Origin of the sequence: Marinobacter shengliensis (genome assembly GCF_003007715.1) — a bacterium.
In the GTDB taxonomy this organism is placed as follows: domain Bacteria; phylum Pseudomonadota; class Gammaproteobacteria; order Pseudomonadales; family Oleiphilaceae; genus Marinobacter; species Marinobacter shengliensis.
The window spans coordinates 232,306-257,631 of record NZ_PXNO01000023.1 but is presented as its reverse complement, the minus strand read 5'-3'; the positions used below and the strand labels follow the sequence as shown (position 1 = coordinate 257,631).

At 58.3% G+C, this 25,326-nt stretch carries 28 protein-coding genes; 15 read left to right on the top strand and 13 right to left on the bottom strand.

What is annotated here, in order from left to right:
• Positions 1-217 precede the first annotated feature (217 nt).
• From C7H10_RS10395 to C7H10_RS10385, 3 genes are all read left to right on the top strand, one after another.
• The gene (locus C7H10_RS10395; protein WP_244178254.1) at positions 218-901 is read left to right on the top strand and encodes a GntR family transcriptional regulator; all 684 of its coding nucleotides are present in this window, start codon (positions 218-220) and stop codon (positions 899-901) included.
• A gap of 419 nt (positions 902-1,320) precedes the next feature.
• Positions 1,321-1,593 (top strand): ComEA family DNA-binding protein, encoded by a 273-nt coding sequence (locus tag C7H10_RS10390; RefSeq protein WP_106694807.1) that lies wholly within the window; start codon positions 1,321-1,323, stop codon positions 1,591-1,593.
• Positions 1,594-1,702: 109 nt separating this feature from the next.
• Positions 1,703-2,647 carry a DMT family transporter gene (locus C7H10_RS10385; protein ID WP_106695163.1) on the top strand — a complete coding sequence of 315 codons (945 nt, stop codon included), beginning with the start codon at positions 1,703-1,705 and terminating at the stop codon, positions 2,645-2,647.
• Between the two features lie 24 nt (positions 2,648-2,671).
• Here the strand turns inward: C7H10_RS10385 and gloA are convergent, their stop codons facing one another.
• Positions 2,672-3,214, bottom strand: a complete 543-nt coding sequence (gloA, locus tag C7H10_RS10380) for a lactoylglutathione lyase (protein WP_106694806.1) — start codon at positions 3,212-3,214, stop codon at positions 2,672-2,674.
• 200 nt (positions 3,215-3,414) lie between these two features.
• Complete coding sequence (locus C7H10_RS10375; protein WP_106694805.1) at positions 3,415-4,554, bottom strand: alkane 1-monooxygenase; 1,140 nt, start codon at positions 4,552-4,554, stop codon at positions 3,415-3,417.
• Positions 4,555-4,811: 257 nt separating this feature from the next.
• Between C7H10_RS10375 and C7H10_RS10370 the strand changes: the two genes are divergently transcribed.
• The 3 genes from C7H10_RS10370 (at position 4,812) to C7H10_RS10360 (ending at position 7,736) form a co-directional block, all read left to right on the top strand.
• Positions 4,812-5,468, top strand: coding sequence for a GntR family transcriptional regulator (locus tag C7H10_RS10370; RefSeq protein ID WP_072676502.1), 657 nt, complete (start codon positions 4,812-4,814; stop codon positions 5,466-5,468).
• Positions 5,469-5,661: 193 nt separating this feature from the next.
• Entirely contained in the window at positions 5,662-6,681 is a 1,020-nt protein-coding gene (locus tag C7H10_RS10365) for a DUF6160 family protein (RefSeq protein ID WP_244178253.1), read from the top strand.
• Positions 6,682-6,788: 107 nt separating this feature from the next.
• Positions 6,789-7,736 carry a YbgA family protein gene (locus tag C7H10_RS10360; RefSeq protein WP_106694804.1) on the top strand — a complete coding sequence of 316 codons (948 nt, stop codon included), beginning with the start codon at positions 6,789-6,791 and terminating at the stop codon, positions 7,734-7,736.
• A gap of 70 nt (positions 7,737-7,806) precedes the next feature.
• Here the strand turns inward: C7H10_RS10360 and C7H10_RS10355 are convergent, their stop codons facing one another.
• The 3 genes from C7H10_RS10355 to C7H10_RS10345 all read right to left on the bottom strand — a co-directional run bounded on the left by C7H10_RS10355 (position 7,807) and on the right by C7H10_RS10345 (position 10,613).
• The gene (locus tag C7H10_RS10355; protein WP_106694803.1) at positions 7,807-8,538 is read right to left on the bottom strand and encodes a DUF481 domain-containing protein; all 732 of its coding nucleotides are present in this window, start codon (positions 8,536-8,538) and stop codon (positions 7,807-7,809) included.
• 25 nt (positions 8,539-8,563) lie between these two features.
• Positions 8,564-9,583 (bottom strand): oxygen-dependent tRNA uridine(34) hydroxylase TrhO, encoded by a 1,020-nt coding sequence (gene trhO / locus C7H10_RS10350; protein ID WP_106694802.1) that lies wholly within the window; start codon positions 9,581-9,583, stop codon positions 8,564-8,566.
• A gap of 298 nt (positions 9,584-9,881) precedes the next feature.
• Positions 9,882-10,613 (bottom strand): DsbA family protein, encoded by a 732-nt coding sequence (locus C7H10_RS10345; protein WP_106694801.1) that lies wholly within the window; start codon positions 10,611-10,613, stop codon positions 9,882-9,884.
• Positions 10,614-10,728: 115 nt separating this feature from the next.
• Between C7H10_RS10345 and C7H10_RS10340 the strand changes: the two genes are divergently transcribed.
• Positions 10,729-11,691, top strand: coding sequence for an NAD(P)H-dependent flavin oxidoreductase (locus tag C7H10_RS10340; RefSeq protein ID WP_106694800.1), 963 nt, complete (start codon positions 10,729-10,731; stop codon positions 11,689-11,691).
• Here C7H10_RS10340 and C7H10_RS10335 read toward each other — a convergent pair.
• From C7H10_RS10335 to C7H10_RS10315, 5 genes are all read right to left on the bottom strand, one after another.
• Entirely contained in the window at positions 11,677-12,273 is a 597-nt protein-coding gene (locus tag C7H10_RS10335) for an acyl carrier protein phosphodiesterase (RefSeq protein WP_106694799.1), read from the bottom strand. The two genes, C7H10_RS10340 and C7H10_RS10335, sit on opposite strands and share 15 nt — an antisense overlap.
• Before the next feature lie 9 nt (positions 12,274-12,282).
• Positions 12,283-13,791 carry a DUF5666 domain-containing protein gene (locus C7H10_RS10330; RefSeq protein ID WP_106694798.1) on the bottom strand — a complete coding sequence of 503 codons (1,509 nt, stop codon included), beginning with the start codon at positions 13,789-13,791 and terminating at the stop codon, positions 12,283-12,285.
• Positions 13,792-13,829: 38 nt separating this feature from the next.
• A complete protein-coding gene (locus tag C7H10_RS10325) occupies positions 13,830-14,225 on the bottom strand; it encodes a DUF6502 family protein (RefSeq protein ID WP_106694797.1) in 396 nt (131 codons plus the stop codon).
• Positions 14,222-15,085: a DUF6502 family protein gene (locus C7H10_RS10320; RefSeq protein ID WP_106694796.1), complete on the bottom strand. Its 864-nt coding sequence runs from the start codon at positions 15,083-15,085 to the stop codon at positions 14,222-14,224. Before C7H10_RS10320 ends, C7H10_RS10325 begins: the two co-directional genes overlap by 4 nt.
• Before the next feature lie 77 nt (positions 15,086-15,162).
• On the bottom strand, positions 15,163-16,587 hold the full coding sequence (locus C7H10_RS10315; RefSeq protein ID WP_106694795.1) for a DUF5666 domain-containing protein: 1,425 nt from the start codon (positions 16,585-16,587) through the stop codon (positions 15,163-15,165).
• A gap of 195 nt (positions 16,588-16,782) precedes the next feature.
• On the opposite strand from C7H10_RS10315, the gene C7H10_RS10310 reads away from it, so the two are divergent.
• Positions 16,783-16,959, top strand: coding sequence for a DUF6435 family protein (locus tag C7H10_RS10310; protein WP_106694794.1), 177 nt, complete (start codon positions 16,783-16,785; stop codon positions 16,957-16,959).
• A 36-nt stretch (positions 16,960-16,995) separates the two neighbouring features.
• On the opposite strand, the gene C7H10_RS10305 is transcribed toward C7H10_RS10310, so the two are convergent.
• Together C7H10_RS10305 and C7H10_RS10300 are read right to left on the bottom strand one after the other, a co-directional pair.
• Positions 16,996-17,340, bottom strand: a complete 345-nt coding sequence (locus C7H10_RS10305) for a chaperone modulator CbpM (RefSeq protein ID WP_106695161.1) — start codon at positions 17,338-17,340, stop codon at positions 16,996-16,998.
• A gap of 11 nt (positions 17,341-17,351) precedes the next feature.
• A complete protein-coding gene (locus C7H10_RS10300) occupies positions 17,352-18,323 on the bottom strand; it encodes a DnaJ C-terminal domain-containing protein (RefSeq protein WP_106694793.1) in 972 nt (323 codons plus the stop codon).
• A gap of 280 nt (positions 18,324-18,603) precedes the next feature.
• Between C7H10_RS10300 and C7H10_RS10295 the strand changes: the two genes are divergently transcribed.
• The 7 genes from C7H10_RS10295 (at position 18,604) to C7H10_RS10270 (ending at position 24,330) form a co-directional block, all read left to right on the top strand.
• A complete protein-coding gene (locus C7H10_RS10295; RefSeq protein ID WP_244178252.1) occupies positions 18,604-19,383 on the top strand; it encodes an SGNH/GDSL hydrolase family protein in 780 nt (259 codons plus the stop codon).
• Between the two features lie 57 nt (positions 19,384-19,440).
• Positions 19,441-20,466 carry a hypothetical protein gene (locus tag C7H10_RS10290; protein ID WP_106694792.1) on the top strand — a complete coding sequence of 342 codons (1,026 nt, stop codon included), beginning with the start codon at positions 19,441-19,443 and terminating at the stop codon, positions 20,464-20,466.
• 102 nt (positions 20,467-20,568) lie between these two features.
• Positions 20,569-21,258 carry a DUF3348 family protein gene (locus tag C7H10_RS10285; protein ID WP_106694791.1) on the top strand — a complete coding sequence of 230 codons (690 nt, stop codon included), beginning with the start codon at positions 20,569-20,571 and terminating at the stop codon, positions 21,256-21,258.
• On the top strand, positions 21,255-22,199 hold the full coding sequence (locus C7H10_RS19335; protein ID WP_244178251.1) for a DNA recombination RmuC family protein: 945 nt from the start codon (positions 21,255-21,257) through the stop codon (positions 22,197-22,199). Before C7H10_RS10285 ends, C7H10_RS19335 begins: the two co-directional genes overlap by 4 nt.
• Positions 22,200-22,313: 114 nt before the next feature.
• Positions 22,314-23,054, top strand: coding sequence for a hypothetical protein (locus C7H10_RS19330; protein WP_244178250.1), 741 nt, complete (start codon positions 22,314-22,316; stop codon positions 23,052-23,054).
• Positions 23,054-23,710 carry an OmpA family protein gene (locus C7H10_RS10275; RefSeq protein ID WP_106694790.1) on the top strand — a complete coding sequence of 219 codons (657 nt, stop codon included), beginning with the start codon at positions 23,054-23,056 and terminating at the stop codon, positions 23,708-23,710. The genes C7H10_RS19330 and C7H10_RS10275 overlap by 1 nt, the downstream gene beginning before the upstream one ends.
• Complete coding sequence (locus tag C7H10_RS10270) at positions 23,707-24,330, top strand: DUF2894 domain-containing protein (RefSeq protein ID WP_244178249.1); 624 nt, start codon at positions 23,707-23,709, stop codon at positions 24,328-24,330. The genes C7H10_RS10275 and C7H10_RS10270 overlap by 4 nt, the downstream gene beginning before the upstream one ends.
• 36 nt (positions 24,331-24,366) lie before the next feature.
• Here C7H10_RS10270 and C7H10_RS10265 read toward each other — a convergent pair whose 3' ends face one another.
• Entirely contained in the window at positions 24,367-25,320 is a 954-nt protein-coding gene (locus C7H10_RS10265; protein WP_106694788.1) for a transglutaminase family protein, read from the bottom strand.
• Positions 25,321-25,326: the final 6 nt, after the last annotated feature.

Sequence of the window (25,326 nt, the reverse complement as noted above, 5' to 3'; positions counted from 1 at the left end):
TCTAACAGGCCTGGGGAGTCGGGACGGATGTTGGGGTGGGCCTTTCAAAAGTGTGCGCAGCATGGATGCTGCGCTCAAGCCCCCATGGATGGGTTCACGGCGTCTTTTGAAAGGCCCACCCCAACAGCCGGCCCAGCGCCAAACTCCAAAACAAGAGGACACCCCCAAAAGAGGGCAAACTCCGAAAATGAAAACGACCACCAAAAGAAAGGCCTCCATGGCAGACAGGGTTTATGAAGCCCTGAAGGACGATATTTTTGAGTTCCGCCTGATTCCCGGGGACAAGTTCAGCGAGGGCGACGTGGGTGCCCGCCTGAACGCGAGCCGGACACCGGTGCGCGAGGCCCTGTACCGGTTGCAGCGGGAAGGCTACGTCGACGTCCTGTTTCGCAGTGGCTGGCAGGTTAAGCCCTTTGACTTTCAGCAGGTGGAAGAACTCTACGATTTGCGGATTACCCTCGAACGGGCCGCCATGCACAAAATCTGCGCCCTGCCCGAGGAGCCACAAACCCTGCGCACCCTGATTGCCATCTGGAACCCGGACCACCCCTCCGAACGGGCCGTGGGCAGCACCGTGCGGGCACTGGACGAGAGCTTTCACTGTGATCTGGTGGCCGCCGCCGGCAATCGGGAGATGACCCGCATTCACCGGGAAATTACCGACCGCCTGCGGATTATCCGCCGGCTGGATTTCACCCGGGATGACCGGGTGGATGCCACCTATATAGAACACGCCCAGATTCTGGAAGCACTTCGCACCGGCCACGCTACCGATGCCGCCGACCGGCTGACCCGGCACATCCGGTCCAGCCAGAAAGCGGTGCGGGAAATCACCATGGAGAAGATAAAAGAGGCCGCTGAAGCCCATCGTGGCGGGCAAGAAATTGCCCAAAAAGTGTAGCGAAACAATGAACTTAGGTTCACCAGCAGGCTCACAGCGCTGTAGGAAATATCGCACACACCGACAGGCAGATGTCCGATTCTTAATGAACCGGCCAAGCGTAGAATGAGCATTGTCAGGGATGACAAGCCAGCACGGACGTTGGCTCAGGGATGGAAACTCCACGGAACCGGAGTTGCCCGATGGAACAGGGCTTACAGGGACGAACGCAAGGACGAAGTGCTCAGGATGATGCGCGCCTGATGGATCAGGCAGGGGTCAGCCACGGAATTTGGGGACTACACGGACTGTGGTCCCGTTCCGTGCACTTACACAGCCTACCGTTTTACCGATTCTCTCATCGCTCCAACCCATTGCCCACACCCACGGTTTGTTACTCCTGACGTCTCATAACAACGTCTTTAAAAAGGAGTTCTCCGATGAAACACACAGGCATTCTGGCTACCCTCGTTCTGCTGTTCTCCCTGGTCACAGGCTTCGCCCACGCTGAACAGCCGGCTACCATTAACATCAACCAGGCGGACGTTGCCACGCTGGCCACCCTGAACGGCATTGGCGAAAGCAAGGCCGAGGCCATTGTGGCTTACCGCACTGAAAATGGCCCCTTCCAGTCTGTGGAAGACCTGGCCAATGTGAAAGGCATTGGTGCACGCACCGTTGAGCGCAATGCCGACAGGCTGTCTGCCGAGTAAGCGTTAAAGCCTTCCGGGCAGCCCTGGCTGCCCGTTCTTTCCCCTATAGCGCCAAGTGCCAGCCACTGTTACCCTTTTTGGCTTTACATTCATTGCGTTGGCCACTTTCATGATTCATGGCGCTTTACTCATCGCGTTTGCCGCCCTGCTGTGGGGCACCACCGGCATTGTTGCCAAGTTCCTGTTTACCGGCACCGAGCTGGCCGGCCTTACGCTTGCGCTATTGCGCCTGGCGGTTGCGTTGCCGTTTTTCTACCTGTTGATGCGGCGGGAACAGCAGCAATTGGCATTGCAGCACCCCGGCCAGAAAGTACCGGGCAGCTCCCTGAGGGGGCTCGGCGTCAAGGCGTTACTGCCTTTGGCCGCAATGGGGTTGTTCCAGGCGTTTTATCAGGGCAGTTATCTGGTGGCGGTGGACTTGACCGGTGCGGGCATTGCCACGCTGATCGCCCTGTGCCTGCCGCCAGTCCTGGTGGCGATTCTGGCGGCACCCATGTTGGGCGAAAAACCCGGCCCGCTGACACTGGCGGCGGCGTTTGCGGCCATCCTCGGCACCGGCATGCTGGTGGCCAGTGATATGGACACCGCCGGCACCCTGCGGCTTGCCGGCATTCTGATGGCGTTGCTGGCAGCTGCCGTGTACACCGGCTTTACCCTCACCAGCCGCTACAATTCCGCTGGCACACCGGTGTTCACCACCGCCTTTATCTGCTTTCTGACCGCCGCCCTTCTGTTGCTGCCAGTGGTGGCCTTTACCGGTGGCTTTGCCGGGCTGGCCAGCCTGGGACTTTCCCACTGGTTGATGGTGCTGTACATCGGCGTGGTGCCGACCTGTATTGGCTACCTGTGTTTCTTCGCGGGTATGAAGACCACTCCGGCCACGCTTTCCAGCATCATCGTCACGCTGGAACCGTTGTTTGTGGCACTTCTGGCCTGGTTGATTCTGGGGGAGGTGCTGGGGCCCATCGGCATTACCGGGGCTTTGATACTGACCATTGCGGTTATTGTGGCTTCCCGTTACGGCAACGCTCCCGGCAACAGTCGCTCAGACTGACGCCGGGGCTTTGCCAAGCCAACCTTACTTGCGCTGTTTCTCCAGCATGTCCGGCTGCAGGATTTCAATCCAGTAGCCGTCCGGGTCTTTGATAAAGGCCAGGCCTTTCATCTTGCCGTCGTCCGGCTTTTTCACGAACTCCACGCCCAGCTTTTCGAAACGTTCGCAGGCCGCGTACACATCTGGCACGGCCACACCAATGTGACCAAAGCCCTGGGGCTGGTCATTGCCGTTGTGGTAGGCAAAGTCTGCGTCATCTTCTGTGCCCCAGTTGTGGGTCAGCTCCAGCATGGCTTCCCGGCCAAAGGTGAAGGTGGTGCGGTGGGCGTCGTCGTGTGGCACAAAGTTCGCCTGTTTATCATCCAGGTAGCCCAGGAAATACAGGGTGAACTTCATCTCCGGGAAGTCCAGTTTGCGCACCAGGCGCATGCCCATCACGCGGGTGTAGAAGTCCATGGAGCGCTCGGGCTCTTTGATGCGCATCATGGTCTGGTTGAATACGTAACCTTCGGTCTCGGGAATCGGGGCGTCGTAAAGCCCCGGCGCCTGTTCGAAATGCTTGGGCATGTCGAGTGTCCTTATCGGATTGAGGGTTCAACCAATATACCTGTGTGCCCCCTTCCCGGATTTCAAGGGTAAAAAAAGACCCCGTGAACCAGAGACGCATTCACGGGGCTTTAAGGCCGGGTGTTACCCCGGCATTCTCCAGAGACACTCTGAAGGCGGTATCGCCCCGGCCGAGCCGGCCGGAGCTAATGAGAGGACCGTCAGGAAGTAAGCTGGTGTTCTTCGCCCTGGTAATAGGCTTCTACCCGAGGGTTCATCACCTTGCGCCAGAGCGGCGGGATGCAGGCCAGCACCACCATGGTGGCGTAACCGGCTGGCAACTGCGGCGCGATGTCGTGATGGCGCAGCACCTGGTAACGGCGCTTGGCGAAAGCATGGTGATCACTGTGGCGCTGCAGTTGGAACAGGAACACGTTGGTCAGGAAGTAATTGCTGTTCCAGCTGTGCTCGGGCGTGGTTCGCTCATAGCGGCCGTTGTCCAGCTTGCGGCGGTGCAGGCCGTAGTGTTCCAGATAGTTGACGATCTCCAGCAGGGTAAAGGCAATAAAGCTCTGGCCCAGGAAGAAGGCGGCGCCGAGCCAGCCGAACGCAACCGTGAAGGCCACCAGAGCCAGCAGGCTGATGCCGTACCACCAGATCAGCTCGTTGCGCCAGCTCACCGGTGCCTGCCCCTTGCGCTTCAGGCGCTCGGCTTCCAGTTTCCAGGCGTTCATGAAGTTACGCACGTAGGCCTGGGGCAGGAAGTTGTACAGGGACTGGTTGTAGCGAGAGGATGAAGCATCCTCCGGCGTGGACACGTGCACGTGATGGCCCCGCAGATGCTCCACCTTGAAGCCCGCATAGCACACCAGCGACAACAAGAAGCCGCCCGCCCAGGGTTCCAGCTTGCCATCTTTGTGAATCAACTCATGGGCAACGTTGATGCCCAAGCCACCCACAATACCGATGGACACCACCCAACCTACGGCGCCGGCAACGCTGAACACGCCGGATGCCTTGCTGATCATGCTCCAGATCAGCAAGGCGGCGTAGGCAGCCACCCAGCCCAGCGTAATCACCTTATAGAACTTTTCCTGATTCAGTCGGGGCACGTCGTCCTGCTCATCCGGGTTCAGGGCGTCTTTGCCGAGCATCATGTCCAGCAACGGAATGATGCCAAACACCACCACCGGCACACCCCAGGCAAACAGGTTGATCAGGCCGGTGCTTTCCCCGGCCGCCAGCAGCAACGGCGGCAGCACCAGGGGAATCATGGCAATCAGGTAGCTGTATTTTTTCAGGGTAATCAGAACCCGACGGCGGCCAGCCTCGGTATTCCAGGTAATCAGACGTGAGCTCATGGTAGCCCCCTTTTGTTGTCGAACCTTGTATCGGGATGGAAATAATGGCCTTACTTTTTCTGCATTATTGTCCTACAATATATCAGTCGTCAAGCATTGTTCTGGTTATTTTTTGACAATTGTCACGAAACACCCGCCCAGCGCGGGCCTGAATCCATCCATCAAGAGGCTGTGATAAACTCATGCGCGTTCAACCATCTGCCGGCGTACTGCCCTCTTTGGCCAGCCGGATTGTTCAACCTGTTCAGAGAGCCCTTATGGATTTTCAGGTGCCCAACACCCTGGCGGAGCAGATAGCCAACTACCTGGCGGAACGCATCATGACCGGGCAGATCCGCCCCGGTGAACGTATTCAGGAAGCCACCCTGGCGAACGAACTCAAGGTCAGCCGGGCGTCAGTGAAAGAGGCGTTGTATACACTCGAACGCTGGCACCTGGTGGAAATCACCCCTCGCAAAGGTGCCTCTGCCACCAAACTGAACGCCGATTACGCTTCAGAGCTGTATGACGTGTACATGCACCTGCTGATGATGCTGGCTGCCCGCCTGTGTGAGCGCTGGCAGGAATCGGACAAGCCAATGATGCTGGACGCGGTGGCCCAGGTGGTGGACCAGGTAAAGCAACCAGCCGCCGACATTACCGCGGTGGTGGAGGCCAGTTTCGGAGTGATGGAGGCCTGCTGTAAGGTGGTGGACAACCCGTACCTGACGGAAGCCCTTTCCAACTTCAAACCCGCGGTCAGCCGCGCCTACTATCTCAGCGCGGAGCGGTATCGCCAGGGGCTGGCCCAAACCAGTCAGTTTTTCTCGGAACTTCCCCAGGCAGTCCTGGCCAGAGACGCCGACAAGGCCCAGGCGCTGATTCGCGGCTTTGCCGAACACCAGAAACAGCTGATTCGACAGGCCCTGAGCTGAGGCACTACTTGTCTGCTGTTCAGGGTGTGATCAGTCTCACAGATCCTTCCAGGGCACCGGCATAAAGTAACAGTGTGTAACTATTAACCACCGCAGCCTTGGTCCTGCTGTCCCTGCGGCCCGTCAGAGTGCCCGTAGCCAAGCCTTCAGGCCTCTGAATAACAACAAGAATGTCTGAACGGAATCCGGGGCCATGATGTCTTTTCACAGGGTTTTTCGTCATCCATCACGCCTGGCAGGTGCCTGCCTGTCTGCTACTTTCCTGTCGCTTCCGGCACTGGCGGATTTCCGCCCGCTGGATGATGCCTCCATGGCCGCCGTTACCGGCCAGGCTGGCGTGTCCATCGAGCTGGAAACCAAACTGAGCATCGACCGGCTGACCTGGACCGACGAAGGCTCGCTCAGTGTTAACGGCCTGCGGCTGTCCGGCCACAACGACACGGTACTCGACAACCTGAAGCTGACCATCGACATCGCCGGTGAGGGCGAGGTGCTGGAACACGGCTTTTCGGAGATTGCCCGCCGGGCCAATGCGGGCCTGCTGGACACCAGTAATCCGGATGTAGCAGATGCCCTGGCGAAGTATTCCGTAGCCGGCAGTTTTGGCAAGCAGTTCAATAGTGGTGATTTGGTGATTCACCTGGGCGCCACCGATTACGGCGACCCGACCAGCCTGGACGACTACGTGAAAGCGGTGGATTTTGAGCTGGCCATCGACAGCATCACCACCTCCGGCACGGATGGCAGCACCAACCTGTTCTCAGACATCAGTCTCCAGGGCTACATCGGCCCCACGGATCTGGTTATCCGTAACGGCGGCAGCTCCACCCGCACCCTGGCCAATGGCAATACCGTCTCCGGCTCGGAACTGCAGCTCGACACCCATTTTGAGGTGACCGACGGCAGCCTGAACTGGGACGCCGCAGACGTCATCCTGCTTTTCAACTTCGCTGCTGTGGGCATTGAGGGCCTGCAAATACACAACCGCAGGGGTAACGATACCCTCGGTCATTTCGGCATGGCCCACGCCACCGCCAAATTGTCTCGCGGTACCGGGGCCACTTCTGGCAAAGAAGGCTTGTCGATCCATGAGGTGGAATTCCGGGCCGATATCGATATGCCGGTGTTCAAGGTGGGGGGCACCAGCATTGGCTCGGTTCAGTTCACGGATTTTGTCATCAGTGATACCACCATGATGGTGTACGGCCACTGACGGCTCCGCAATTACCCGGATGAACACTCTGCCTTGGCTTGATCGGGCTATACTCACAGCACGTATAGTGGTGTAGTACCCGATCATCCAACGGCTGGAGAGTTTTAGTGACCGGTATTCCTGTTGGCATTAGCACTTGCCTGCTTGGTAAGGAAGTCCGCCACGACGGTGGCCACAAGCATTCCCGATACTGCACCCAGGTGTTGGCGAAGCATTTTGAGTTCCGCTCTATCTGCCCGGAGCTGGAAGCCGGCCTGGGTGTTCCCCGCCCGGCCATTCACCTGCGCGAGCACGAAGACGGTCTTCACCTGGTTGAAAGTAAAGGCACGAAAGATCACACCGAAGGCATGCAGAACTTCATTGCCGAGGTGATGCCCTCGCTCGCCAACCTGCGTGGCTACATCCTGATGGCGAAATCCCCCAGCTGCGGCATGGAGCGCATCAAGATACACAACGCGGAAGGTAATTTCATGCACCGGGATGGCCGTGGCATGTTTGCCGAGGCGCTGATGAAGGCCTACCCGTTAATGCCGGTGGAGGAAGAAGGCCGCCTGCACGATGACATGTTGCGGGAGAACTTCATTGAGCGCGTGTTCTCCTACGACGACTGGATGCAGAACGTGGCCGGCGACAAGCTGACCAAGCAATCCTTGCTGGAGTTCCATCAGCGCCACAAGTTCACGTTGTTGGCCCACTCTGAAAAAATCTACCGGCAGCTTGGCCCAATGCTCGCCGATCTGAAAGCCGAGCCGCTGGCCCGGATTGCGGAGCGCTATATTCACGGCTTTATGGAAGCCATGACCCAGCGCGTGAGCCGGGGTTCTCACGTCAATGCCATGCAGCATCTGCTGGGCTACCTGAAAGACGGGATGTCAGCGGAAGAAAAAGCGGTGCTGCTGGAGCAGATTGAAGCCTACCGGCGCGGCGAGATTCCGCTGGTGGTGCCGATGACGCTGCTGCGACTGGCCCAGCGTAAGGAGCCGGTGGATTATCTACACACCCAGAAGTACCTGACCCCTTACCCGGATGAGTTGGGGCTTCGGAATAACGTCTGAGATTTCATGATATGAAAAAGGGGCAGATGACCAACCATCTGCCCCTTTTTTTGGCTCCGGGAATCCGGAATCAGAAACCGTACAGCAGCGAGAGCGAGGTCTCGGTGTCGGTTTTCTCTGAACCGGCGGGCGCATCAGAGACGTGCTTCACACGAAACGCCGCCTTCATGGACAAGCTGCCCACGATGGTGGTCTGCAATGCAGTCTCAGACTGGGTGATGGCATTGTTGTCATCCAGTCCAATTTCGGTGCTCAGCTTCTGGCGAAACAGGGCGGTGTCAGAGAAGGCATAATCGAACTGACCAGCCAGGCGGGCAATGGCCTCTTCTTCCACATCGCGGCCATCGGCATTGTCTTCCTTGAGTTTGTTATAGCGATAACCGCCACCCACTGAGAGATCCAGAAAGGAACGCTCCCCTGACTGCCAGACCCGATTGCCATAACCGGTGGTCAGGGTGGATTCGAAGTCGTACCCGGAGAACCGGTCGTCCTCATAGGAGCCGCGCACAAACCAGTACTGCTGGTCGTCAAACTTGTAGTCTGCTTCCAGAGCCGCCTTGTATTCCTCAGCGGTGGTCTGGTCTTCGGCTTCTGTGTAGCGGGAGCTGAACTCACCGGTGTTGCGCCAGGTCTGGGTTTCATGCTGCAGGCCCAGACGGCTGTTCACTTTGGTTTCTTCGGTGTTGCCTGAGGTTATCAGCAGGCCAAGCTCGGCCTCACCTTTCCAGTTGCCACTGTCCTGAGCCTGTGCCATCGGGGCCAGGGCCATGCATGCAATCACCAGTGGTTTTCTGATACCCATGTTATCTCCTTGGTTGGGTTAGTCTTCAGTTGTTAACAACCTTACGAACTTTCTCCCCCTCCAGACTTTTGCGGGCCTGTTCTTCGCGCTCGGCCTTCTTGCGGGCCTTCCGCTCAGCAATAACGCGGGCGGCTTCACCACCCACGTGCGCTTCCCCGCGTTCCCGGGCCAGTTGCATCTGGCGCTCACGTTCCTTGAACCGGGCTTTTTGTTCTTCTGTCAGTGATTCAATGCACTGGTGGCAGCTAACGCCCTGTTCGTATTCCGGGCGTTGCTTGTCTTCTTCGGTGATTGGCCGGCGGCAGGCGTGGCACTGGTCGTAATCGCCGCGTTCGAGGCTGTGGTTGACGGTTACCCGGTCGTCAAACACAAAGCACTCGCCCTGCCACAGGCTCTGTTCCTGGGGCACCTCTTCCAGATATTTCAGGATGCCGCCTTTGAGGTGGTATACCTCATCGAAACCTTGTTCTTTCAGGTACGCCGTGGATTTTTCACAGCGGATGCCGCCGGTGCAGAACATGGCGACTTTCTTGTGTTTGCTGGGGTCCAGATTCTGTTTCACATACTCTGGAAATTCCCGGAAGGTGTCAGTGGCCGGATTGACGGCGTTTTTGAAGGTGCCAATCTCGACTTCGTACTGGTTTCGGGTGTCTACCAGCAGTACTTCGGGGTCTGAGATGAGGTCGTTCCATTCTTTGGGATCGACGTAGGTGCCAACCACTCGCTTGGGGTCGATGCCTTCAACGCCCATGGTGACGATTTCTTTTTTGAGTTTGACCTTGGTGCGCTTGAAGGGCTGGATGTCTACGAAGGATTCTTTGTAGTCCACGCCGTCGAAGCGCTCGTCGCTGGCGATCCAGTCTTTGATGGCGTCGATGCCCTGGCGGCTGCCGGCGATGGTGCCGTTGATTCCTTCCCGTGCCAGCAGCAGGGTGCCGTGGACGTCTTTTTCCAGCATGAGGTTCAGCAGGGGTTGGCGTAGGTCTTTGTAATCATTCAATACTGCGAACTTGTAGAGTGCGCAGACGACTATTTCGTTGCTCATGGTTTCTCCTGCGGGCCGGATCGTAAATCCGGAGCATGGTTTGATGTTTGTTACGGGGGTGGCCGTTAGGGGGCAAAGTTTAACCAACTGGGGGTTGGGTGCAAGTCGGGGTTTACGTAGTTTGGGTGCCTTTGTTCCCGCGTTCCCGCCACTGGGTGGGGAGAGCTGTACAAAAGACGCTGTGAATACGTCCCTGTACGCTCCGCTCCGCCATCCATGGCTCCGCAGGCTTTTGTACAGCTCTCCCCACCCACTGGCTAACTTTTCGGTTTGCCGTCGGACTTATTGTGGCGTGTGCTTAGTTATTCGCCTTTTCCAGTTCGCGCTCAACTATTGCGGAGAGCTGTCCCCAACCCGGTCGGGTGAGTTGGATGTTGTCTACCATCACTGTTGGGGTGCTCATTACGCGCATCTGGGTGGCCACTTGCAGGCTTTGTTCTACCGCTTCTTTGTGGAGTTCGGTGGTCAGGCAGCGGCGGAAGCGGCGTTCTTCGAGGCCCAGGCCGTTGGCGTAGCGGGTGAAGGTGGCTACCGGGTCGTTGGAGCCGCTCCATTCGCTTTGGGCGTCGTAGAGTTTGTCGTGCATTGGCCAGTATTGGCCCTGGTCTCCGGCGCAGCGGGCGGCCTGGGCGGCGGGGACGGCGTTTTGGTGTTGGCGTAGGGGCAGGTCGAAGTAGACGAAGCGGACTTTGCCGGTGTCTACGTATTCCTGTTTCAGGCGTTTGCTGGCTGAGGCGAAGCTGGCGCAGGCGGGGCATTGGTAGTCGGCGAATTCGCGTACGACAACGGGGGCGTCTGCCGGGCCAATGGAGATGCCGTATTGGTCGAGGGAGGCCGGGAAGTCTGATGCGTTGGGGGCGGCTACCGGTAGTGCCTCGGAGGTTGGTTTGGGCGGCAGGGTGAGGAAGTACACGGCTACCGCTACGGCAATGACAACCGCTACCGAGATGCCGATGATGGCCGGTTTCTTGTTTCTGTGCTTACGCGGTGCGGGGGCGCCGGTTTGTTTGCGTCTTTTTGCTTCACCCATGGTGGGCTCCTTTTGTTTTGTCCTGTCACCCGTTGGAACGATTGTCCACTGCTCGTCGGGCAGGCTAAGATCCCCTATATCCTGAGAAAGTTCCAATAAAAATCAAGGACCAATCATGCCAATGCCCGTTCAGCTCAAAGATTCTCTGTCATTACCCCTGATTGCTGCACCGATGTTTCTGATTTCTTCACCCCGGCTGGCGCTGGCCTGCTGTAAGGCGGGTGTGGTGGGAAGTTTCCCGGCGCTGAATCAGCGCAGCAGTGAGGGGTTTGAGGAATGGCTGGTTCAGATGAACACAGAGCTCGCGCAATGGAAACAGGCCCATCCAGAGGAGATTACCGCGCCCTACGCAGTGAATCTGGTGGTGCATCGCACCAATCCTCGCTGGCAGGCGGATCTGGAGCTGTGTGTGAAGCACAAAGTGCCGATGGTGATTACGTCACTGGGCGCAGCGAGCCAGGTGGTGGAGGCGGTACACAGTTATGGTGGGCTGGTATTCCATGATGTGACCAATCAGAAGCATGCCCGTAAGGCGGCGGAAGCCGGGGTGGATGGCATTATCGCGGTGAGTGCCGGGGCCGGCGGCCATGCCGGCACGGTGAATCCGTTTGTGCTGGTACACGAGATTCGTGAGGTGTTTGACGGTACGATTTTGTTGGCGGGTGGGCTGTCTCATGGGGAAGACCTCCTGGCGGCGCAGGCCCTGGGGGCGGATCTGGCCTATATGGGTACTCGGTTTATCAATACCGAGGAATCCGAGGCGGAGGATGCCTACCGGAACATGATTATTGAGGCGGTCTCTGCCGACATTATTCACACCCCGGCGGTTTCCGGGGTTCCCGCCAGTTTCATGCGCCAGAGCCTGGAGGCGGCCGGTTTTGATATGGCGAAGCTGAATCAGGCCGGCGATGTGAATTACGGCGAGAAGCTCAAGCCCATGGACGACGAAGCCAAGGCCTGGAAAACGGTCTGGTCCGCCGGCCAGGGGGTGAGCCTGATTCACGACGTTCCGAGTGTTCAGGCGCTGGTGGACCGGCTGAAAGAGGAATACCAGCAGGCGCGTTCAAGATTGGGCTGACAGGCTGGCGGCTTCCGCTTCGGCGAATTTAAGAAGTTCCGGGAAGAACTGGAGAAAACGGGCTTCGAGCTGTTCATCGTTAGCCCGGATTTCTTCGATGATACCGGCGAACTGGTTGGCGAAGCGGATTCGGCTGGCCACGCGATCAAGGGCATAGCCGATGTTCTCGAAGTCTTCGTAGGCACCAAACCAGTCATACTGAACCATCCGGCGGGTCACTTTGACCATAGAGGCGGGCATGATGTCTTCGTGGCTTGCCAGTTCTCGGTATACTCCGCGGACAAACCGGTGGTGGTCGGTATGGCTGAATCGGTGCCAGTGCCGCAGCAGGTAGTGATCATAGAGAAGATCCAGCGCCACACCGGCAAAGCGCCGGCGCTGGCTGGAGAACAGCTGTTTGCTGGCCAGCACGTCCGGATGTTGGTCGGTGAAGGCATCCACCGCCCGGTGGTGGCGCACGCCCAGCAATACCGGCTCCGGTAACTCCGCCAGCCTCACACCGCGGCAGAAGTCACCCAGGATACTGCCCACACGGGCCTCCGGGGAGTCCGGGGCGAGGAAGGTGTGGGCCAGGTGGTTCATTGCACTGCCTTAGTCGTCTTCGAGTTCAATTTCTTCGGCCCAGAAGGTGCCGTCGTTTCGTTTTATGTACTCTACTTCCAATAACGGGCGCAGCCCCCTGTCGCGGAAGTCACTCTCCAGCTGGGAACAGTTCACATCGTCAAACTCGGTGGCGCTGGTTATGTCCATTCTAACCCCGAGTACGGTGATCGAAACGGAGCAGTTGATCTCCCCGAGCCGGCCGGTCATCTGATACTCGTTATCAGTATCATCGTCATCACGCTCGATCTTGACCGCTTCGAGGAAAACACTGCCATCGAGGCGTGACCGTTCGATGCCCTCGACTTCCAACTCATAGCGCCCGTTCAGATCATTCAATGTGAGCCGTTGATCGTCATCGTCGTCAGTAATAATGGTTTGCGGCGTCACCTGCACCAGCACGCCCCCCAACCGGAAAGTGCGGGCACTGAAGTCGATAACTCCGGGTTCAATCGCGCCTTCCACTTCTGAGTCTGCCTCCCGAAGCTCGATCTCCTCTGCCACTACCACGCCATCGGACCGGAAGGCCCCCTCAACCTGGACCAACAGGCCCGAAACAAGATCACCGCTGGTCAGGCCGTCCTCGAATACGTCGTCATTGGGCACCAACACCGTCAGGCCGTTAATCGTGAAGGTCCGATCGGTGTTGTTAAAGGCGGACGAAACCGGGCCGGTGAATTCGATATCGTCGGCATCACCACGCCGATAGCGGCGGGTATCGTCCCTTCCTATGGTGTGCGCCTGAATGGCTGGGCGGCCACTGATCTCAACAAGCTCACCCTCCACCTCCACGCTCAATCCAGCGGTTTGCAAGTCGTTCTCAACCACGCCATCCCGGAATTCCGTATTGTCATCGTCGTACTCGATGAGGAAACCGTTGATCTCAAAACGGTTCAGCCCGAGATCCGTGGAGCTGTCGGTTATCCGGCCTTCAATTTCCACGTCCGTTTCGTCTGCAGTTATCACGCCGATATAACTGGCCCGGTAGCTGCCATTTTCAAGCTGCCAGGCACTGACACGCACGAAATCCCCGTTCGCCAGCGTTTCAAGCGAGCGGCCTTTGAGAACCGTGAGCTTGTCGGCGCTGATTTCCTGGCCATAGATCCGGAAACTTACCCTAACGATCCGCCCCTGGGCGTCCGTGGTCTTCTGAACACTCGAGACACGCCCACGGAAGGTGTCGTCATACTCAATCGCATTGGCCGTGCCTTGCCCGTTTGTCCGCCACTCGCCATCTACCCTAAGGATCATGCCCTTGTCGAGCTGTGCCTCAGAACCAATGCCATCGTTGCTGATCACGTCGCCGTCAGTCTCAAATCGCACCCCATTCACAAACACACTGCCAAACCCGGAAACCGGCCCGACGCTCGAGCCTGTGCCCCTGATACCACCCTCTGCGATATCTACACCACCTCCGCCGCCACCGCAGGCGCTGAGCACGCCGAAAGCAACAGGAGCGAACAGGAGGGACAACCGTTTGGGAGTAACTTGAGGCGTCATGGCAATCTCCAGCCGGCCTTCCGGGCCGGCGAATGGTGTCAGATATCGTTAAAACGACGGCGAGGAGAGTAAGCCGCCAGGCAATCGTCAGACGCGACCGTGGACTGCTGGGCGGCCTCTGTGGCGGGCGCATAGGCGCTTCGTCTGAGCAGTACGTGCCCGCTTTCAAGGGTCTCAACAATGCCTTTTCTGAGTAATTCGTTGAGCACGACCGCCGGTGCCAGGTTCGAGTTGGCGGTACGAACCAGATCCCCGAAGGTGCCGGGGTCATTGATCATGGCGAGCAGCATTCGAGGGTGCTGTTGCTCATCCAGAAACCCGAAAGGCCCAAGCCAGCACCGAATGACTTGTCTGGCTCCGGGAGACAGCAGTGTGGTTACCAGGCCCGTTGGCTGCCACTTTTGAGGGTGGCTTTGCGAGTGGTTGGGGCTCATGGTTGGTCATCTCCGTTTTTGCCTTGCTGAATCGGCTCTTCAAAATAGAAAATACTGACACCGGTTCGCACTGCATCTTTCGCGCTATCGTTACCCTGGCTTCCGGTGACATCCCGGTCGTAGGGGCCCAGCCAACTGTCGAGGTCTTCCAACAATGCCTGTGACCGCCCTGCCGCGTGTTTGCGCCAGCGCTCGATAACGTCCGACGGTATGTTGTCGTAGGTCAGCGTGCGCTGAAACAGCGGCTGCCTGCCCTGTTCGCTGCTGACCAGGTTGTGATCAACGGTTGCTATAAGATCTGATACGTCTTCGCCAAAGATCTGGAGCATATCGTCACTGTCACCTGCAGGAACGTAAGCCCTTTTGCGGAGGTGCAGACTGCCGGTACCTTCCTCCACCACCACAACACCCACCCGAAGGAGCTCATCCAGCACTGCTCTTGGCGGCATGTCACCACTGTACTTGCGGACCAGACCGGCAAAACTGGGTTCACCCTCGAAGGCCAGAACAGCAGGCTGACCGTCGGCTGACTGAAAGGTTGCATCGTGCACCCAGCCAGAGACCACCCGGGACGCCCGGTTGGCATTAGACGTGGTCTCCCGTGCCCGATTTCCGCCTGACAGTATTTCCCGCTGGCGTTTTACTTCCTTTCGGGTCAGGCCTGTCATAACGGCCGCCCGTGAGTCTGTGGGTTTGCGCCGACCATCGGCAAAGTCCTCCAGAGCCGATTCCACATAGGCCCGCTTCACCAGTTCTGAGAACTCGCCATAGGGCACACCGTTGCGCAACAACAATCTGGCCAAAGGACGCAGAATGCGAAACAGCGCTTTGTGAAGGGGAGTGATGTTGGAATCAGTCATATTTGGGATTGTATTCCCATAGCAACCGTGAAGCCAGCGCCGGGGGCCCTGAGGCACCCCAAGCGCTGCCCGGTCGGTTAATCGTCGATATCGTCGGTCAGTACATACTGACCACCGCTGGTGCGACGATATTCCACTTCAACTTCGTCACCCACGCGGGCGCCGTCGGTGCTGTACCCGTTCAGCAGGATTTCCAGGTTCATAAAAGTAACCGACGTGCTGCTGAGTGCATCGATCCGCGCTTCCAGCTCGTAGTCATCATCATCGTCGTCATCTTCCCGTTCAATGGTGAAGGCTTCCAGGTAACCGCCATTCTCACTGCGCTGGCGGCCCTCGATCTCCAGATAATCGCCAACACGGAAACCGTTGATGTCCTCTACGCGGCTTCGACGGTCGTCGTCATCGTCGTCATCGATTAAGGTTCCCGGCGTCAGCTGAACCCGGATGCCGCTGACGATCAGCACTTCGTTGCTGGGATCGATCTGCTCCAGCCGGCCATCGAGTTCAACATCGCCATCGCGGCCTTCGATTTCTTCCGCGATCAATACGCCATTGCGGAAGTCGCCTTCGACTTTCACAAACAGGCCGTTCTGCAAACTGCTTTCGCGGACGTCGTCGAACTCGGTGCCACGGTTGTACTGAACTTGTACGCCGTTGATCCTGAAGCTTCGGCCGGAGGCATCGAAGTCGTAGATTTCACCCGAAATTTCTACGTCATCGTCGTCATCAAACAGATCGTCTTCATCCTCGATCTCCCTGGCGATCAGAATGCCGTCTTCCAGGTAGCCTTCCACTTCCACCGCCAACCCATTGCGGAGATCGTCCAGATCAAAATCATCATCCCCGGTTGCCGAGTTATAATCGATCTGCAACCCGTTGATCTCAAAGGTTCTGGCACTGGTATCCAGATTGGCCACAAGGCCCTCAATTTCAACGTCGTTGAAGTCGTCGAAGCGCGAGCCTGCGCTGCGGGCGCCTACGTAGCTCGCGCGAAAATCACCGTTCTCCATACGCCATCCGCTGATGCGCACGTTGTATGCCCCGGGATTGCCCGCCAGTTCCAACGGTGTCGCGCCGCGGAAGACAGTTTGACGATCCAACCGCACGGTCTGGTTCAGCAACTGCAGCTGGCCAGTTTTCTCTATGTCATCCCAGTTCATGCTGGTCAGTGGGCCACGCAGGGTGTCATCGTAGGAGACGTCATCAGCCCGGCCTGCTCCGCGGCCGTCCCAGCTGCCTTTGACCTTCAAAATCATACCTTTGTGGAGTTGATCCTCCCTTTCGATCCCGTCGTCACTACTCACGCTGCCACTGGTCTGAAAGCGCGTGCCATTCACGTACACACTGCCAAACCCGGTAACCGCACCAACGCTGGTGCCCTGGCTGCTGGCGTTCACGGCGCTGCCGTCACCGGAGCCTCCTCCGCCACATGCTGCCAAAGTTCCGGCCAGAGCGCCGGCAATCACCATTCTCACTGCTGTAGTCAGCCCATTGCGTTTCATGATTCTTCTCCAGGCATGTCATCAATCCGTTGCTGGCCAATTCCGGCCACCTAAATTGGGATATTTTTCCCAATTATTAATTGGGAATTTAATCCCATATTTTAGTTTTGTCCAGAAGCGTTGATGAAATATTTGTGAACTCTGTAAGAATGGGACCGTATACCCAAAGACAAACAGGGCAACCGGAAAAACCTTATGTTGGGATTTTTGAAAGGCGATCCAAAGAAGAAACTACAAAAGGCGTATGAGGACAAACTGGCCAAGGCGCTGCACGCTCAACGCAACGGCGATTTGCGCAGCCACGGCACGTTGATGGAGGAGGCAGAGAAGCTGTACGCCGAAATACAACGCCTGGAGCAAGGCAAGCAGTGAAGGGCGGGCAGCGCCCAAACTGAGCTGCCCCCGGAGTCAATCTCCCAGCAACTGCCTGATCTGCTGATTGAGGCGAGCCACTTCCCTGCGCATGTCGTTGACCTCATCAATCAGATCAAGTGAGACTGCCAGGCCGGGCAGGTTGAGTTTCAGGTCTCGTTGCAGCCTTAAGGCTTTCTGCAAACGGGCCAGGGCCTCCATATCAAACTGCCACTCGCGAGCCTCGGTAATGTCCTCTACCGGGCTTATGATGCCGTAGTTGACCAGTTTGATGACAAACTCAGCGTGGCAGTCTCCCCGTTCACATACTTCACGCAGGGTGAAGGTATTGCCGTTGTCGTCGGCCACTTCTACAGTCAGGATCTGGTCTTTGCGTGTCATACCCACCCCGCTCACACGTGCAACTTGCTGCGTGGATTAAAGTTCTTTTCCAGTTCGGCCAGTTTCTCATAAAGCGCTTCGGCCTCCTGTGTATGCTTTTCAGGCATGACCACCTGCAAGACCACAATCTGGTCACCCGGATGCTTGCCCGGAAAGCCTTTGCCTTTCAGCCGTAACTTACGGCCACTGGTGGAACCCTTCGGCACCTTCACCTTCACCTTGCCGCCGACCGTGGGCGCGGTGACCGTGGCGCCCAACGCGGCTTCCCAGGGCGACACCGGCAGTGTTACCAGTATATCCGCGCCTTCCACAACAAAGTGGGGATGCGGGGCAAGCTCCACTTCAATAAACAGGTCTCCGTTCGCGCCCCCACCCAGGCCCGGTGCCCCCTGCCCTTTCAGGCGGATATGCTGACCCTCGCGCATGCCGGCCGGTATTTTGACGTTAAGGGTCTTCCTGCGTGCGATGAGCCGGCCGTGGTCATCCGGCTCATGTACCGTGAACGACACCTGTTTTTCACAGCCATTAAACGCTTCCTCAAGGAACAGCGCCAGGCGGGCATGCACATCTTCACCACGCATGGAACGGGCCTGGCGGAAACCACCGCTGTAACCTGCACCGGAAAACCCGCCAGCACGGCCACCGCCAAAGATCTCTTCAAAAAAATCACTGAACTGCCGGGCGTCGGCTTCGGTATAGCCGCCACCACCAAAGCCTGAAGAACTCTGCCAGCCTGGAGGCGGTTGGAACGAGCCGTCAGCACGGGCGCCGTACTTGCGCAGTTGATCGTACTCGGCGCGTTTTTCAGGGTCTTTCAGAACTTCGTAGGCTTCCCCGACTTCCTTGAATTTGTCGCTGGCATTCTCTTCCTTGCTGACATCCGGGTGGTACTTTCGCGCCAGCTTGCGATAGGCCTTTTTGATGTCCTCGGGTGAGGCAGACTCACTCACCCCCAGGGCGGCGTAATAGTCTTTGAAGTCCATGGAACTCCTCACGTCTGATCAAAGGTAATGCTCTGATACTTAATAGTTGACGCTGGCGCGGAAAATACAAGGCGGGCGTGTTCAGGAATTGCGTTGGGTCAAAGCCAATATTGTCGCGCTCCGCCCAGCTTTCGTGACACCGCTCACAACTACCGGACACTGGCCGATTAGGACAATTTTTAACCAGCCACAGCATTTCAAAACCCCAGGCTTTCAGACCACTATTCATGCTGCAGTCCCAGTATTTGGAGTATCTATCCCTTACAAACGGAGTTGCACTATGAACAACAATCACAAAAAACCGATGTACCTGCCGGCTGCTGTTAACGCCAGCCTGACCAAAGCCCTGGCCGCCCTGTTAATGGCAGCCCTGTTCACCGGATGTAGCGAACTGGGTTACCTGTTGAGTAACGACAAGGTGACCGATGCCGACAACAATCAGGTTGTCTTTGTTGGTGATTCCATCTTTGCGTTGTCTGGCGAGATCCAGAACCAACTGGAAGCCAAGGCCGGTGAGACCTTCCGGCGCTACACCGTGTCTGGCGCCCAGTTGTCCGGCGAGCTGATCGCCCCGTCTATCCCCAATCAGTTCCGGCAAGCCGTAGCCGACAACCCGGACATCAAGACGATGGTGGGCGATGCTGGTGGTAACGATATCCTGATTCCGGCCATCGCGCTGAATTCCAATAACTGCAAAACCCCATGGTGGCGTTTTGGCCGACTGAGCAAGCAATGCCGGGACTTTATCGATGACATCTACGTGGAAGGCGTGGATTTTCTGAATGAAGTGGCCCAAGCCGGAGTACAAAATGGCGTTCTTCTGGGTTACTACTACACCAAGAACGGGCTGTTTCGCCTTAAAGATATGAAGGAGGCGGTCGACTACGGCAACGCCACTCTGGCACGAGCCTGCCGAAACTCGGTGCTTGACTGCACCTTTGTTGATCCGCGAAGCGTGATTAACGACAGCGACATCATCTTTGATGGTATTCACCCAGCCGACAGCGGCTCGAAGAAAATCGCCGATCTGATCTGGCCGAAACTGCAGCCGCTACTCTAAGCCCCGCAACCACTGGGCGGCCTCTTACCGGGGCCGCCCGACAACCTGAGGAACACCATGAGAGCTCAAAGCTGGATTGTACTCGCGGCGTTTACAGGGCTGACCATGGCCGGCGGGATGTATATTACCCAGGAAGCGGGCAAGTCCGACGCCCAAAAGCGCGCCAGCGCCCTCGAGGCTAAGCAAACACAGGCCGTATCCGCGCCCGGCGAAACCAGCCGACAGGCTCCGGATCAGGTATTGGAACTGGCGGTGAAGTACCTGGAAATCTATGGCGAAAGCATCCATCAGCCGGCAACACAGGCCCGGCTATATAACGAGCGGCGGGGGTTGATTGAAGCCGACACCCGCCATGGCGCTGCGCTATTCCGCGATGCCGTTGAGACAGCTTTTCCCGATACCGCCGCTCAGATTCTGACGCTGATGGCAAACCTGGACCGTTATCACGAATGGCTGGATGACAACGAGCTTCGGTTACAGGCATTGCAGCCGCTGCAGCGCGACACTGAACTCTGGCAGCAACGCGAAGCATTGTTTGGTGCGCTGGCGAGCCAGATCTGGGGAGAAGAAGCCTCGTTTCTGGAAGAAAAATCCCAGCGGTTCCAGCAGGCAGTCTCCAATCTGGAGGAATCCGGGGAACTCCAGTTAACCGAACTTGCCCACCAACTGCACACCCGTGCCGAGGAAATCTACGGTAGCGACATGACCCGACAATTCGCCGGCTCCGGTGCGCTGGGCCATGCATTGTTCAGTCTGGACAGCGTGCAAAGCCATTTACACCAGTTACCACCGGATCAGCGGCAGCAAACCATTACCGATCTGCGCCGGCAATTCGGCTATCCAGAGGCCGCGTTGGAGCGAATGGCAAAACAGGACCAGCTTCGGGACGAAAAATGGCAGAACGGAAACGCCTACATGGCGAAACGGCAGACGCTTTCCCAACGTCTGGCCGGTGAAGAACTGGAATCGGCACTCAACCACCTGCGGGAAGAACATTTTGGCATTGCAGCGCCCACCATTGCGCGGGAAGAGGAGGAGGGCTTCTATCGGTTTGAGCGGCCCCGGCGTTATGGCCTGAACTGAGTTTTTCTCACCACACAGTCATTATCATTCACTCCCCTTAGCCAGTAGAATAACGCGCTTTGACGTTAGTCCGATCTGATCACGGAGTGAGACACCGAACGGATGCCGAATCAGCCTCAGGCGCAAACAGGCCACCCATCCAAACTGCTCGCACAGCTGGCCCATCTGGGCGCACCTGCGACTACTGACGCCCTGCCCTGTTTTGCAGAGCGCCTGAGCCGGCTGTTTGGCCTGGGCGACACCATGACCCTGGACGCCGCCACGGCCTACCGCGCCCGGCAGCCGGGCGCGGCGCAAGGTGCAGTGGTGGATAAGCTGACCGACGAGCTGGCTGCTACCCGCAGGGCACTGGTCCGCCGCGTTCACACCTGGGCCGATGAACTTGAATTTGAAGGCGAGCCGGAATGTGAGCCGGTGTTAAATGCCTGGCTGGCATTACAGCGCAAGATCGCGGCCAATAGCCGCCAGCTCAGGGATAAAGTGCGCAAATCCATGAAAGATCAGGGCCAGACCCTGGCCCGCCTGGCTGAGCTGGACGCGGTGTTCGATCACACCATGGCCGGCTACACCGGCCAGTGTTTTTCCACGGCATCTCAGGTACTGGAGCAACGATTCCGGGCCTTACAGGCGTCCGATGAACAACCCCAAACATCAGGCCAGGCACCCCACGACTGGTTCCACCGTTACTGCGAGGAAGCGCAGGCCTTGTTACTCGCTGAACTGGACGTTCGGCTGGAACCGGTGCTGGGCTTGCTTGAAGCCTGCCACAATGAGGTTAATAACACCCCATGAGTAAACTGTTCTTTACCCTGGCGTTCGCCATCGGCATTGCTGTCGTGAGCTGGATTGGCGCAGGCTTTATTGGTTCTGACCTGCTGGCCCTGGCGTTCACCGGTCTGATTGGCGCGGTGTATTGCCTGGGTTTTGGCGAGCTGGTGAATTTTCGCCGGCAAACCCGGCAGTTGGCCGCGCAAGTCGGCCAGTTGCCGGAAAGCCAGGACCAGGTTCCCCGTTGGTTGAACACTTTGCCCCAGCCGCTTCAATACCCTGCTCAACGTCGCATCGAAGGCCACGCCGCTACCCTGCCCGGGCCGCAGATCACCCCCTACCTGACCGGCCTGCTGGTAATGCTGGGCCTGCTGGGCACTTTTGCCGGCATGATCGTGACCCTGGGCGGTGCCGCCTCGGCCCTGGATAACAGCACCGAGCTCAGCGCCATCCGCAGTGCGCTGGCCGCCCCCATCGCCGGGTTGAGCCTGGCCTTTGGCACCTCCATTGCCGGTGTGGCCGCCTCCGCCATGCTGGGATTGGCGTCGACACTGAGCCGCCGGGACCGGGCACAGGCATCCCGCACGCTGGATACTGCTCTGCGGGAGAAACTGCACCACCTGTCTGCCGATCATCAACGCCAGCAGGCGTTCCAGGCTCTGGAAACCCAGGCACAAGCCTTACCGCAGATGGCCTCGGCCATGGAACGTATGACCACGCGCATGGAACAGCTGGGCCAACAACTGGAACAGTCCCTGACCCGCAACCAGCAGGAATTCCACAGTACCGTTGGCAGCCACTACCAGACCCTGGCCGATTCCGTCGCCCAATCCCTGAAAACGGCGCTGGATGACAGCGCAAAGCAGGCAGCAGAGCGGGTTGAGCCTATTGTCATCAGTGCCATGGAGCAGCTTCAGAGCAATGCCCGGTCCCTGCAAAAGAGCTGGGCGGATGATGCCCGCTAGCAACTGGCTGAACTGACCGCCGGTTTTCAAAAAACCACCAGTGAGGCTGGCGATCGCTGGCAGCAAAATCTGGCGGAATACCAGCAACATTTCAGTCGTAACACCGCAGAGCTGGTGACAAACCAGAAAGCCGGCCTTGAGCAACTGGTCACCACCATTGGCCAGCAGCTATCCGAACTCAGGGAGCAGGAGGCCGGGCGCGCCGACGCCTCTGCGGCACGCATGGAGAGCCTTGAAGCGACGGTGACCAAACACCTGGCAGAGCTGGGCACCGCGCTGGAAGCCCCCATGACCCGCCTGATCGAAACCGCCTCCGAAACCCCAAAGGCAGCCGCAGAGGTGATCCGCCAGCTGCAGTCGGAAATCGCCCGCAACAGCGAGCGGGAAAACGAGCTGCTGGAAGAACGTCAGCGGCTGGTCCAACAACTGGACAGCCTGCTGGAAAACCAGCGCAGCACCGCCGACAGCCAACGGGACGCGGTGGCGTCGCTGATCAGTGGCGCCGGCGAGACCCTGACCGGCATCAGCGAGCGATTCAACACTCTGATTCAGGAACAAAGCCAGCAGTTGGGCAAACTGGGCGACGACATTACCGGCAGCAGCCAGGAAGTTGGCGCCCTGAGCGATGCGTTCGCGCAGGCCATTGAGCTGTTCAGCCAGTCCAACCAGCAGGTTGTCGCCAGCCTGGCGGATATCCAGAAAGCGCTGGATAACGCCGGCACCCGCCACGATGAGCAACTGGCCTACTACGTGGCCCAGGCACGGGAAGTGATTGACCTGAGCGTCAGCACCCAGAAAGATGTGATGGATGCCGCCGCAGCACTGCGCCGGGCCGAACCCAGCGAGGCGGGCTGATGGAACAGCTGGAAGGCGGCGAACAGCAATCGGCACCGGTCTGGGCCATTTTCTCAGACCTGATGGCGGCGCTGGTGGGCATTCTGGCGCTGATCCTGGTGTGGGTAATCGGCATTCAACTGGAACTCAGCCAGTCGTTGGCCCAGGAAATCGAGAAGCGGGAAGCGGAAGAGCAGCGTCGAATTGCCCTGGAACAGGCCCTGGAAGACCCGCTCACCAAGGGCCTGGTCACTTTCCGGGATGGTCGCATCGGCATCAGCGGCAACGTGCTGTTTGAGCTGAACTCGGACCAGTTGCAGGCCGAAGGTGAGGAGATTCTGGAATCACTGATTCGCCCTCTGCAAACCTACCTGGAGCAGCACGACGAACTGCTGATGGTGAGCGGTTTTACCGACGACCTGCCCATGCACCCCGGCAACCGTTACCAGGATAACTGGGGCCTGTCAGCCCAGCGGGCGCTCACCGTCACCCGCTCGTTAACAGAACTGGGCCTGCCCAACGACCGCGTCTTCGCCGCCGCCTTCGGCCCGCACCACCCGGCCGTACCCAACACGGATGCCGAATCAAGAGCTCAGAACCGGCGGGTGGAAATCAGTACCGTGCCCCGGGCACCTTCGGCGGCCACGGATCCCGAAACCGGGTCAGGCAACGGATGATGAACCAAGCCACCAGCCCTTCATTGCTTGATAACCTGAGGCAGCAAGGCGCAGACCGCTTTGACCCTGTCCGCTTTCGTTATCTGGAGTCCTTCGAACAGCGCCTGCGCGCGAACGGACTCCAGCAGGGCGGTCACTGGCGGAAGCTAGAGCAGGCCATTTCCGATTATCAGGCCAGGTTAGAGGGTGCCGAGCAGCCCAGGCAGGCACCCGCTGCCCCTGAGCCATCCCCCATTTCATCCCTGCTGGACAGACTGAACCAAACTACAGAGACACCGGCCGAAGCCCCGAGATCAACGTTGGAACAAAGGGTGTTTGGAGAGACTTCAGAGCTGGAGCAAACGCGCACGGCATCAAGCTCCAACAGCCCAAAACCGCTCAAGGCGATGATCAGAGCAAGAGCGGATCAGGGCACTCAGGCCCTTCAGGAGCGCATCCGCCATGCGATTGAGAGCACCCCGAAAGAGGCGGGGCCGATGAACGCACACCGGCTGGTTAGCCGGGCGCTTGCGGAAATGCAGACGTTGTCGCCGGAGTATCTGGAGCGGTTTGCCCGTTATACCGATACGTTGCTGGCGTTGGAGCGACTGGCCAAAAGAGGGTTGGAGAAGAACCTCTGACGTAACGAGCCTCACGCCGGAACAAGGCCTCCCCGCTCAGGGGGAGATTTCTTCCAGGTAGGTTTCGCCATCCGAGTATAGCGATGCAAATTCCTCTTCCGGGACAACGGTCACGGCAATCTCCGGCTCATGATCACCACCGCCCAGCAGCACGCCGCGCATCGGTGTGGTATCAGAGAAGTCCCGGCCCCAACCGAGGGTGATGTGTTCCAGATCCGGCCGCAAAGCATTAGTTGGGTCCAGCTCCAACCAGCCGAAATCCGGCACGAATACGGCCACCCAGGCATGGGTGGCATCCGCGCCAACCAGCCGCTCCTTGCCCTCCGGCGGATGCGTCAGGATATAACCGCTCATGTAACGGGCGGCCAGGCCAATCGAGCGCAGGCAGGCAATCATGATGTGGGAGAAATCCTGGCAGACCCCGCGACGGGCCTTGAACGCCTGTTCCACCGGGGTGAAGGTTTCCGTCGCCGTCGCATCAAACTTGAAGTCGCGATGAATCATCCGCATCAGGGCATCCGCCGCCTCCACCAGAGGTCGTCCCGGTAGGAAGGCCTCTCGGGCATAGGCAGCGTATTGCGAATCTATCGGCACATTGGTGGAGACAAACCGGAAGGCGGTGGCCTGCAGGTGGTCCGGCGGGAACTTTCTATCTGCCCGGTATCGCAGGTTGTCACGCGCGATCTCCCACGGCATTTTTGCAGCGGATGCCGAGGGTTGGGGCCGGTCGCGCAGCTCCACCCAGAATTCGCTGATGATCTCCAGGTACTCATGATCGGCGTTGAAATGAATCTTGGTAATCCGGTTGCCAAAGCAATCAAGGAAAGAACGCCTTGCCGACGGCTCTGGAGAGATCGCCAGATGATGCTCAAGGTTCTTTTGCCATGGCAGAGCCCGCGGCGTAAGCCTCAGCAAATGGTGGGACTCCCCCACCAGCTGATCGTACTGGTACAGGGTCTCATGACGCACATGGTAACGGACAAATGTCATGACGAA